The following is an 11,966-nucleotide window of genomic DNA, read 5'->3' as shown; positions in this document are numbered from 1 at the left end:
GAGACAATTAAAGGACAATAAATGAATGAAACACAATTTTTAGATGATATCAGTAAAATTTATACCTATTTAGATGACCAGAAAAATGAAATCAATGGTTATATCACTGCATTAGAAGACAAAGCCTACGATAAGCTTGAACTCATTGAAAGCTTTGCACAACACCTGCAACTTGAAAACATAGATGATAACTTACGCTTAGCACTGATTACTCGACTTGTAAACTTACGAGATGACTCACTGGTGCAAGTGCTTAAAAAGATGGGCAAAAATGAAAAAGAGGTGATTGAACTTCAAGAAAAAGCGTATGGTTTTGTACGAGATTTCTGGCACGACAAGCACCAAGCCTTGGTCTTTGATTTTATCAAAGGCAACAATCTTTTAACACCATTTTACCAAGCCGTATTTGAGGGCGTGTATGAAGTGGGACTTTGCATGAGTTCATGGCAAAGTGCATGGACGGGGCATATCATCAATGGTATTAACAAAGCTCTTTTAGAGCAGTTTGATGGCGATGAAGCCAAAGTCTATGCTTACTTAGAAGAGAATGAACTCTTTGATTTAGGACACAACGGACAAACAGCTGATAGAAGTTACTCTGCTTTGGTTGAACAAAACGATGGAAGCCATAAAAGTGAAGCTTATATTAAAGCATTTAAAGAGCAAACCACTGCTGTGGTGAATGCACTTGAAACCTTTGCAGACAGACTTATAGAGCTTGAAGATGAGATTTATGGTCAAAAGTGGGATTATGTGTTGTATATTCAAAGTTTAATAAAAGCCTTCAGCGAAGATGAACCCAATAAGTTGGTTGAACAGTGGGCAAACGTGGATCGAGCGTGGATGAAAATCAAAACCCCTATTCAAATTGGACACCCATTAGAGTACTACGAAGACCACTTTAGAAAAGCGGTGGCTTTAGAGTGGGATATAAGGCTTAGTAATCCTAAGTTTGAGAAAAATGCACAACGAGTAGAGAAGATGAAAAACATGTTCACCACCATGTTTCACTCACTTGATTTTAACAACCCCAACTACAAAGAGCACAAAAGTGTCTTTGACTTTTCTATGAAGAGTTTGGATAAAGTGCAACTCTATATTGGGCGACCTGCTCTGTTTTTTGGAGCAGAGTTTAATGGATTGTTTTCAGCACAAGTCGTACCCAATGATGAAATCGTATCACTTGAAGAAGGGAAAAAAATCTTTGCCTTTTCAGATGAAATTTTACAAACTTCTCGTGCCAAACCCTTTTTAAAACTCTCACAAGAGATTTTTGGTCAAGAATTCTTAAGTAAAGACCGAACGTTCCTGTTCCAAGAAGAGAAAAAGTGGCACCAAGTCTATGACATCACCACGATTGGTCATGAGTACGGGCACATTTTATGGTGCGATGATGAGACCGAATCAGTCATGAACAAAACAGGGAACTTTAAAAACATCGAAGAGTTTAAAGCCACCACAGGTGGACTGGTCTCATTCTTTATTGGAAACAGTGAGAGTGAGCTTTCTGAACAAGTTTTAATAGATACGGTTAAACGTGCAGTTGGGCTTATGGGTTGGATGGAAGTAGATGAAGTACAACCTTACTATTGTGAAGGAATCATTCACTTAACAGGTCTTTTTGAAAGCAGAGTACTTTCTTGGGAAAATGAGCAACTCAACATCGATTTAAGCCCTGAGCGTTATGAAGCACTTAAAAAGTGGTACATCAATACTTATCAAGCTTTAGCACTGCACTACTTAAACAAAAAAGATGCGTCAGAGTTTTTAAATCAGTATGCTAAAAAAGAGGGCAAATATTTTATGCCCGTGAACCCTACCATTTATAACTTTGTAACGCACTACTTTGAACGATACAAAGCCATCGGTCAAGAGTTGGATACGCAAGATAAAAAAAGCAACTATATCAAAGATATCTAAAAATGAATACATAGTCTGCCTACTTTTTATAGGCAAGGCTATGACTTGAAGTTCTTAAAAGAGTTTAACTGCTTTTATTTGCAATAAGTGCTTTTAAGAAGTGTGTCACGGTACGTTTTTGATAATAGACATACCCTACAATCACAATCACACCCAAACCATACGTCAATAAAATAGACAAAATGATTAAAATCGTAATCAACAGTGTATTTTGAAGTTCTCCCTCTATAAAAATATTTTGTTTGGTGTTTTCTACTTTGAGATTATAGTTCACTAAAGAGCCTTTGGGTTTAAAGTGCATGAACTCCATTGAGTATTTGCTCTCTACAAGCTCTTTGCTGTACGGTTCAATGCGTTCTTTTAATTGGTTGATGCACTCTTTTGCATCTTTTGATTGTTCACTGATACTGATATCAAAAAAACCCATGCTTCTTCCCTTTTTTTGCGTTAGTATATCACAAACCATTAAGAGTGTGTGGTGTTATTTGTTTATTTAATAATCAATTCCATCATATTTAATAAGTTAAGAGTCACTCTCATCTTATTTCACTTTCTTAATCTTCGCTTTTTTTTCGTTATTTTTTATAAAAAAGTTCTATCATTCCCTATCCTTTATTGTGTTTAGAACAGTGATTATTTTATAATATAGTTGTAGTAATAAGGAGACAAGTATGACTATTTCTAATAATGTATCAGAGCTGGTTACATTAGAAGAGACGAATTCTGTTGATGTGATAAATAACAGGACATCGCCATATGATGAATCTTTTGAAGCGATATATAAAAAAGCGCAAAGCGAAAAAGTCACTCCTGACTCAAGCAAAGATTTTCTGAAGACCTTAAGTGATGAAGAACTTCTTACGCTTAAAAACTACTCCATGGTAGGAAAAGATATCAATGTAGAGTCTTTAAATAAAGAAGCCGCCTACAATCTTTTAATGCATTTTAGTGAAAAAAGAGATATCAATGATAACGGTCTGGTTGAAAACAGTCCCAATACGGTGACTTCCTCTCCCTCAATATTAGGTGAAGATGAGCAACAAGCACTCTTGGATGCTTTAACACAATCTGATAACAAAAACAACTTTAATATCATGTCCATGATTTTTAAGGGTGTCGATGAAAAGGGGAATGCGATTTTAAACAATACGAGTGATTTATCTTCATATGAAGATATAATGAATCGTATGGATGCACTTTTAGAACGCAGTGCTTCAAGCAATGATAAGAATGTTACAATGTTAAGTAAGTTCAAGGAGTTGTTTGAATCAAGCTACAACACTGTTTTAAAAGAGAAACAGAGCCAAAAAGAAGCATCCTATAATCCACTGCTAACACAACCCATACACAACTACCCTACAGAAGATTTCATCAACCAGCTTCAAAGCTAACTCTTGTGGAGAAATCCACAAGATAGCTTATATCAATGCCACTAACATTTGATTAACAGTAATCGTAATCTCTTGAAGTGAACGTTTCTCTTGGGCCATGAATTCATTGATTTGTACTTTAATCATATTAAACAGATCCTCTTCATTGCTTAAGTAGTTTTCAAATGCAGCTTCAGGTGTCTCATTCACACGTTTGAATTTGAGAATCTCTTCTGTATAATGCACCACAATAAACTCTATAAATTTAAGAATTTGTCGTTTAAGCACCGCTTCACTGTTGTCAGCAATTTTGATTTGATTAAGTGCATCAATCAACTCTAAGATTTTAAACTCTCGAATCAATGAATAAAAAACAATGATAACATCTCTGAATGAGTGCAGTGATTTCTCTTTTATCATAATGGCGGCAATGGCAAAATTCAAGTAATCAATCACACCATAGAACAAGTTAAAATACTCTTTATTTGCAATGATTTCAATGTAACTTGATTTGCTCATTTCACCTAAAATTTCAAAAAGTTCATCTTTATGATCCAAAATATGGCTTGCTTCAATTTGATACTCTTTAGAGTATTTCACCATCCATTTGGTCGTAAAATTAAGAGTATGTTCTAACTCATTAAGTAAATTATACTGATCTTCAACGGCAAGCTTATAATCGTTTCGGTAAACATCAAATCGCAAGTCTCGTGAACTGAACAGATTACTTGCAATCAAGTAAGACTTGATTTTCAAAATGAACTTATCAAAGCCTAATTTGTCATAATCACAAATAAAGGTAATCCCTTGAGAGTTTAAGACAATATCCGCAATTTTAGTAGCAATAATTTCTCGTTTTAATGGGTGAGAGGTAATCTCATGTTCGTACGCTCCCACAAATGATTTTGGGAAATATTTATAAAGATATTGAGTAGGAAAAGCTTCATCAATAAATTTTGACTCCAACAACAATGCTTTCATGAAAATTTTACTGTATGAAAGCAAGTTACATAAAATCGGTCGAACAATGGAACCGTTTTTATTGATGATTTCATGAATATTCTCATTTTTAGGAATAAAAAAGTCGTGTCGGTTAAATGAAACCACATTGTCTTCAAGTACTTGAATTGCATCTTGGAAGCTGCTTAAATATCGTTGTGAAAGCTCTTCGTCTCGTGAGATGGTTAAGGCTTGTTCATAGTTGTTCCATAACACCAAATTGACCACTTGTTCGGTTAAACCAGAGAGAATGGTTTTGTTTTCATCTGCACAAATGATGCCTTTACCTTGAATGGTATTCAATAAAATTTTTAAGTTGACTTCATGGTCAGAGGTGTTCACTCCACCTGCATTATCAATACCATCAATATTGATTTTCCCGCCACGCATAGCATACTCAATACGTGCTTTTTGAGTAAACCCTAAGTTTCCACCTTCACTTACGATTCGTGCTTTTAAATCGCTCGCATCCACACGCACCGCTTCATTTTGCTTGTCTCCTAAATCCAAATTACTCTCTTCACTGCTTTTTACATACGTACCCACACCACCGTTAAAAAGAAGATCCACTTTCATGGTGAGCAGTTTTCGACATAACTCCTCCCCACTCATGCTCTTTTTAGCTGTACCTATGAGTTTTTTAATCTCTTCAGAGAGTTCAATCTCTTTGGTTGCTCGTAAGAATACACCTCCCCCTTTTGAAATGAGCTTGGTGTCATAATTTGACCACCCTCCATTGCCAGAGAAAAAGAGTCGTTTTCGCTCTTCATAACTTTTTTCTAAATCTGGTTCCGGGTCAATAAAAATATCTTTGTGACCAATAGCAGCAACCAATTTAAATGCTTTTGATTCAATCAATCCATTCCCAAAAACATCTCCATTCATTGAACCAATTCCAACCACTGAAATAGGGTCTTTATAAATATCAATGCCCTCTTCAATGAAGAATCGTTTGGTCGACATAATCGCACCACGTGCCGTGATACCTAAATCTTTATGTCCAAATCCATTGCTTCCACCACTGGCAAAGGCATCCCCTAACCAATAGTCTCGTTCAATGGCAATCGAGTTTGCCACGTCACTCATGGCTGCAGTTCCTTTGTCTGCTGCAACAACAAAATATGCGTCATCTCCATCATAAGCAACAATTCTTTTATCACGAACAATCTCACCGTTTTTCATATTATCCACAAGATCTAAGAGGTTATTGATAAAGTTTCGATACACCTCTTCGAAAAACTCTTTGCTCACTTCAGGGGTTGGTTTGTTAATCACAAATCCACCTTTAGCCCCACTTGGAATGATAATTGAGTTTTTACCCTCTTGTGTGATCATGAGTGATTTAATCTCTTGTCGATAATCGTCGTGTCGATCAGACCAACGCAAACCACCACGACTGATATTGGTCATACGTAAGTGCAATCCATAGAAGTTGTGGTGATAGACAAATGACTCAATATTTGGTTGTAGCCCTTTTAAGTTCTCAGAAAATTTCTTCGAATCAATTTTAAAAGCAATGGACTCTTTGTCAAAATAGAAGTTTGTTCTTATAAGTGCTTGAAGAAGTGCGTAAGTGAGTTTTAGGATTTTATCGTCCAAAATATTGGGTACATTTTTAATGTTCTCTTCTATTTTAGCCTCTAAATCTAACAGTTGTTTCTCTCTTTTGGTCGCTTTGGGGTTAAATTTTATATGAAAATAATCCACAAATTGATTTGCAATCTCATCATGACAGGTTAAAGTATTGATAATGGCTTCGGTGTTGAGTGAAATAACCGCTTGATCTAAATACTCAATAATGGCACTTAAAAGGGTAATACTTCGTAAAGAGAGATTTTGTTTATACACCAGTGAAAAGAGTTTGGTGCGCTTGATAAACTCATATTTAAGTGCATCGGTGATGACAAACTCCACATTCTCTTTAGAACTGTCCAATTTATCTTTTTCAGCTAAATTCAAATTAAATCGAGTGATGTAAATCAACTCTTTTTTATTGGGAATGTTATATGTGATTTCATCGATGATTTCAAAGCCAAAATTGTGCAATATAGGAATAATTGAAGAGAGGTACAACTCTTTAAGCGCGTAGATTTTAATATATGACTGCTTGCCTTTATAAACAATCTCTGTAACTATGCTCTCATTTTCAATGCGTTGAACCAACTCTTTTGAAACTTGCAGGTCTTCTTTTGTTAATAATTGGGAACATATCGAATCAAATTGTGAAGCTTCCATGAGTATCCTTTAAAATAGTAATTAAAGAAATTATACACACAAAACCATAAACTAATTTTAATATTCACAACAATATGACATTTTTTTAACATATTTTATCTGCGAATACCTGGATGCTCCTGTGTACCGATATAGTCATCATCACTGTAGTAATATTTTAATCCACCAAGAACCACTGCCACAGCTAAAATAGCAATGATCACTTTGATAAGTGTCTTCTTTTTTTCAGGCGGTGTTTCATTATAATCGTCAATTTTATCCATACTCAATTCGTCGTCAAACGCTTCTTTTTTCATGATCAACTCCTTTATAATATGCCCTACTATAGAGCAATAAAAATTAAAAGCTAATATTATAAAAAATTATATAAAAATCTTATGCTGTAATTAATCCAATGCTTGCATTGGTCAAGCTTAGTAAGGTTTTAGCAGAGAGTTCAATATCCAACCCTCTTTTACCTCCACTGATGTACATAACAGAAAAATTCATGGCCGTTTCATCGATAACTGTACGCAACTTTTTTTTCTGTCCCAAAGGAGAGATACCACCCAATAAATAGCCTGTTACTTTTTGAGCTTCCTCTTTGTTGGCCATCACCGCTTTTTTTGCTTTAAAAACGTTTGCCACCTCTTTGAGACTGAGCATGTTTGCCACAGGTATAACACACACCACCAACTCTTTAGGTGTCAGTTCCACAAGCAAAGTTTTAAATACTTGCTTAGCATCAAGCTTCAGTTTTTCGACCGCTTCATTTCCAAAGTCTGTTATGGCAGGGTCGTGCTCATATTTATGCAGTTTGTAACTGCATTTGTTTTTTTTCAATAAATTCACTGCAGGTGTCATAACAGTTCAAACTCCTTTTTTATCATCTCTTCGCCATTTACATACAAAGCAATGTAGTGTTTTCCACTGTAGTGCTTGCGAGTGGTCATGTTTTTAAAACTCTGCTTTTTTTCAAAGGTTTTTTCATTCACCTTGATGCTGTTTTGAGAGAGCATGAACATTTTTTTATTGTGTGTTTGATTGGCTTTGAGATAGTATATAGCATATTCTACTCGTAAATTTCCTAAAGATTGAATGCTTTGCAGTGTAAATTTGAAGTTTAACTCTCCTTCATTTACTACGACCTCATCATGTGTAAACTCTTTTATCTTTACATGAGAAGCTTGTCTGTAACCAAAGAGTTTCAGTATTTGCTCATCTCCTTGTTTTAACAAAGTTCGACTGCCATGTTTACAAATCCAATCAAGGTTTTTATGTTTTCCAAGGTTGTTTTTAACAAATTCTATGACAACTTGGGGATTATCTTTTGAGATATCATTGAGGTTATTGGCCACACTCTTTTGCACATATGTGCTCTCATCATTTTTAAGCAGTTCAATGATTTCAAGCACTTTTGTGGGGTCTTTTTTAAATGCATTCAAAGCAATGGCCCAAGGCAGTCTTGGTCGACACCCTTCAGATGCAAGTCGTCTTAAGTGTTCGCAAGGGTTTTGTGCCCACAGTTTCATTTGATGCAAAGTCTGTTCTTCATACTTTAAAATAAATTGTCGTATGGCAAACTCACTGCTTGATTCATAGGTGAAAACTTCCAAAGCTTTCATGGAGTCTTCAAAGTTATCCAGACCATACAATTCAACAAAATCTTGAAAGAACATCGCCTCAAAAGAGACAAAGTGTTGGGAGGCTGGTTTTAAAACTTCAAGTTGTTCTTTATAAGGCAAAGGTAAATATTCATTAAGGATAATTGCAATATGTCGCATACGCATCTTTAACTCCATGTCTTTCCATGTTTCATTGAAAATTTCATGAATAAAGGCTTCGGTGTTAAAAGCATCGTATTGTTCTTCTACTTTAGATGCTAAGTTTTTAATGTATTGATGTGTATAAACCTCTTTAAGTGCTTCAGCCATTCTCTCTCTTTTTAATGAAAGTATAGGTTATTTTTCTACTTAATATAAAAAACATGACAAAATGCAAACTTTTATAAAACAACTTTTCTTTGGTTCACTTCTAAATATGGATACTCCATATGTTGTGCTGTACTTCGTGCAACCTCTTCACCAAAATAACGTTTTAAAATATACAATGCCATATCAATCCCTGCAGAAATACCCGCAGATGAAATGACATTGCCATCCTCGACAAAGTGTTTATCCATACACACCATTACATGAGGAAACTCCTCTTTCATACGATTGAGACTCTTCCAATGAGTTGTGGCTTCTACACCATCTAAGAGTTGTGCATTGGCGAGAATAAGTGAACCCGTACACACTGAAGTTAAGAGTTCAACCTCTTTTGCTTTGGCACGTACAAAGTTCAATATCTCTTCATTGTACATCAATGTGCGTGTTCCCATTCCTCCTGGCACAATCAATATGTCAAGCGGTGGGCAATCATGAATATCAAAATCAGGTATCACTTTCATGCCACCTTTTGTAATCACCACCTCTTTTGTGAGTGCAATGAGTTTCACATCAAAAGGAGAGTTTGTCTGCATACGTTTCTTCTCATCCAAACGTACCACACTTAAAACTTCAAAAGGTCCACAAAAATCTAAAACCTCAATATTTTCAAAGATTAATATTCCTACTTGTTTTTGCATCTGCTCTCTTTTATTTTTTTAGTAAAAGATTATAGCTAATTTTTTCTCTTATGTTATTTTTTGGCGGCTTGACCTCATATTCCCTTTAGGATTTAAACTCGATTGCTGTTTTGATATAAGGCTATAATCTCCTCTTTGCTTAACTCTCTTTGCACTTCATCACTTTTTTGTTTGACCATGTGACCAAAAGCAATTGCTTCTTCTTTGCTCAACTCTTCACCTAAAAACTCACTGATGATAAACGCCACGCCCCCTTTTCCTGATTGAGAATTGACACGTATGACCTTTTCATACCCTCTTTTAATATCTTTGGGATCAATGGGTAAGTACGGTACATTCCACTCTTGACAGTGCTCTTTTCTGTAGTAATCAAGTCCTTTTTTAATCGCATCTTGATGTCCACCACTAAAAGCAGTAAATATCATATCACCTACAAAAGGGTGTCGTGGATGTACTTGTAATTGAGTCTGTTTTTCATACATCGCTTTGACCTCATCAATCATCGATAAATCCAACTTTGGATCCACTCCTTGAGAGTATATATTAAACGCAAAATTCACCACGTCTAAGTTGCCTGCTCGCTCTCCATTACCAAATAAAGTGCCTTCTACTTTTTGAGCCCCCGCTAAAACTGCAAGTTCAGCAGAAGCCACTGACGTTCCTCTGTCATTGTGAGGATGCACACTTAAAATAACGGCTTCTCTTTTATTTAAACGTTTACTCATCCACTCTATTCTGTCTGCATACACATTGGCGGTGCAGGCTTCTAAGGTATTGGGCAAGTTGATGATCATTTTTTTATCGGTCGTTGGATTGACGACATCTATGACTTTGTTACAAATGGTCAATGCAAAATCCAATTGCGTTTGCGAAAAACTCTCTGGAGAGTATTGATAGGTCACATTGCCTTGGAACTCTTGTGTTAACTCCACTAAGTATTGCATGGACTCAACAGCCATATTCATGATTTCCTCATCACTTTTATTGAATACCACTCTTCGTTGAAACTCATTGGTGGGATTGTATAAATGAAAAATACCGTTTTTCACTCCTTGCATTGCTTCTACGCTTCTTTTAATCCACTCTTTTTTTGCAGGGATTAATATTTGTATCGCCACATCATCTGGAACCAAGTTGTCTTCTATTAACATACGTGTAAACCCAAAGTCTGTCTCACTGGCACTGGGGTAACTTACTTCTATTTGTTTAAAGCCCATTTTCACTAAGGTATTAAAATACTCTAACTTCTGTTCTATTCCTAAAGGATTGACCAATGCTTGGTTACCATCACGTAAGTCCACACTACAATAAATAGGAGCTTGTGTGATGTGATTATTGGGCCAATCTCGTTGAATGTTCTCTACCCTCTCATAGGGTCTGTATTTTTTAAATTGCATTTTTTTCTCCATGAAAAATATAATAAATTAGATGACGCCGTGTCATAAACATAAATGAATTGATAAATTAATAAAAAGAAATATTAGAGAGACAGAAGAAGCAGTGAAGCAAAAAGAGGGTTATATTGAGAAATAATTGAATAGGTTTGTTTGCGCATACTATGCTCCTTTGATTAAATTTTCAACATTGTAATCAAAAAAGGGAAATAAAATCTTGTACAAAATTAACATTTATGATAAAAGATTTTTTTGAAACTGTTTAGGCGTCATTTGAAAGATACGTTTGAAGCTTCGATTTAAATGGCTTTGGTCAAAAAACCCACTTTGTAACGCCACTTCAACAATGGGAATATTTTGATTTAAAAGTGCTTTAGCATGATGAACACGTTTATTTAAAACATACGAATGCACAGGAATACCAAATCTGTTTTTAAAAAGACGTATACAGTGAATCTCCGTGATATCAAACTGTTGTGCAATGCTTGGTAAATCAATATCTTCTAAATAGTGTTCATCCAAATAGGCTTTAATTTGAAAGACCGTTTCATCCATACGCTCTTCACTACTTGTGGTATCACATTGAGCAAAACTCTCCATACAAAACAACAGCGTCTCTTCTTGTTTTTCAATCATACTGTGTTGTTGACTTAAGAGTGTTTTACACAATGTTATAAAACCGCTTTGTGTTTGAACAGCATAAGGTGCTTTAAACTCTAAAGCCAACTCTTTTAAATATGCTGTATCCAGATATAAAACAAAGCACCCTTTTGAATCCGTATCGTTTAGCGTCGCACAGTGAGAGATGTTTTGATTGATAATCATGATTTCATTTGGCGTTAAGTGGTAGTTCTCATCATTGAATATGATATTTAACTCCCCTACTTCAACCGCTGTTATGGTCACTTCATCGTGCAGATGCATTTTAGTACACTCTGGTATGACCTTTAGATATCTGAGTTCTACAAAAGGCAGGCGACTGTCTTTAAATACTTGAATACTCATGCGGCTTATAACCTCATGTGTAACAGAGGAAAAGGTTTACCTAAACCATCTGTATCACTTCGGGAGATGACTTTAAAGCCCATATGCTTATAAAACTCTAAAGCCTTTGGGTTTTGCTCATTCACATCCACTTCATTGACGCAATGATTTTGTATGACATATTGAGTTAAGATTCTTCCAATGCCTTGTTTAAAATGTTTGGGATGAGCAAACAACATCTCTATTTTCCCCTCATGAATACCAATAAAACCTATAATCTCTTCAGATGCATCTCGATAAGCCAATAAATCCACGGCATATAAATACTCATCTAAAATCTTTGGTTTAAAAAAAGCAATGTCTGCTTCACTTAAAAAAGTGTGTGTTGCTCGAACGGATGCTTCCCAAACCTCTGCAACTTTTTGATATTCAAACTCTTCTATTTTTGTAATCATA

General features: G+C 35.4%; 11 protein-coding genes. 2 read left to right on the top strand and 9 right to left on the bottom strand.

Annotated elements, in window-relative coordinates:
- Positions 1-21: 21 nt before the first annotated feature.
- A complete protein-coding gene (gene ciaB / locus CRV04_RS01720) occupies positions 22-1,920 on the top strand; it encodes an invasion protein CiaB (RefSeq protein WP_128994892.1) in 1,899 nt (632 codons plus the stop codon).
- A gap of 64 nt (positions 1,921-1,984) precedes the next feature.
- On the opposite strand, the gene CRV04_RS01715 is transcribed toward ciaB, so the two are convergent.
- Complete coding sequence (locus CRV04_RS01715) at positions 1,985-2,347, bottom strand: hypothetical protein (RefSeq protein WP_128994891.1); 363 nt, start codon at positions 2,345-2,347, stop codon at positions 1,985-1,987.
- 244 nt (positions 2,348-2,591) lie between these two features.
- On the opposite strand from CRV04_RS01715, the gene CRV04_RS01710 reads away from it, so the two are divergent.
- On the top strand, positions 2,592-3,311 hold the full coding sequence (locus tag CRV04_RS01710; protein WP_128994890.1) for a hypothetical protein: 720 nt from the start codon (positions 2,592-2,594) through the stop codon (positions 3,309-3,311).
- 27 nt (positions 3,312-3,338) lie between these two features.
- Here CRV04_RS01710 and CRV04_RS01705 read toward each other — a convergent pair whose 3' ends face one another.
- The 8 genes from CRV04_RS01705 to CRV04_RS01670 form a co-directional block, all read right to left on the bottom strand.
- A complete protein-coding gene (locus tag CRV04_RS01705; RefSeq protein ID WP_128994889.1) occupies positions 3,339-6,524 on the bottom strand; it encodes an NAD-glutamate dehydrogenase domain-containing protein in 3,186 nt (1,061 codons plus the stop codon).
- Positions 6,525-6,619: 95 nt separating this feature from the next.
- On the bottom strand, positions 6,620-6,820 hold the full coding sequence (locus CRV04_RS01700; RefSeq protein ID WP_128994888.1) for a hypothetical protein: 201 nt from the start codon (positions 6,818-6,820) through the stop codon (positions 6,620-6,622).
- Between the two features lie 79 nt (positions 6,821-6,899).
- Complete coding sequence (gene ybaK / locus CRV04_RS01695; protein ID WP_128994887.1) at positions 6,900-7,367, bottom strand: Cys-tRNA(Pro) deacylase; 468 nt, start codon at positions 7,365-7,367, stop codon at positions 6,900-6,902.
- Positions 7,364-8,437: a DNA alkylation repair protein gene (locus tag CRV04_RS01690; protein ID WP_128994886.1), complete on the bottom strand. Its 1,074-nt coding sequence runs from the start codon at positions 8,435-8,437 to the stop codon at positions 7,364-7,366. Before CRV04_RS01690 ends, ybaK begins: the two co-directional genes overlap by 4 nt.
- 71 nt (positions 8,438-8,508) lie before the next feature.
- Positions 8,509-9,132, bottom strand: coding sequence for a DJ-1/PfpI family protein (locus CRV04_RS01685; RefSeq protein WP_128994885.1), 624 nt, complete (start codon positions 9,130-9,132; stop codon positions 8,509-8,511).
- Positions 9,133-9,224: 92 nt separating this feature from the next.
- Complete coding sequence (locus CRV04_RS01680) at positions 9,225-10,529, bottom strand: 2-isopropylmalate synthase (RefSeq protein ID WP_128994884.1); 1,305 nt, start codon at positions 10,527-10,529, stop codon at positions 9,225-9,227.
- A 231-nt stretch (positions 10,530-10,760) separates the two neighbouring features.
- Entirely contained in the window at positions 10,761-11,531 is a 771-nt protein-coding gene (locus CRV04_RS01675) for an AraC family transcriptional regulator (RefSeq protein ID WP_128994883.1), read from the bottom strand.
- 5 nt (positions 11,532-11,536) lie between these two features.
- A complete protein-coding gene (locus CRV04_RS01670; RefSeq protein WP_128994882.1) occupies positions 11,537-11,965 on the bottom strand; it encodes a GNAT family N-acetyltransferase in 429 nt (142 codons plus the stop codon).
- Position 11,966 lies beyond the last annotated feature (1 nt).

Origin of the sequence: Candidatus Marinarcus aquaticus (assembly GCF_004116335.1) — a bacterium.
Taxonomy (GTDB): Bacteria; Campylobacterota; Campylobacteria; order Campylobacterales; family Arcobacteraceae; genus Marinarcus; species Marinarcus aquaticus.
This window is presented reverse-complemented; position numbering and strand designations above follow the sequence as displayed.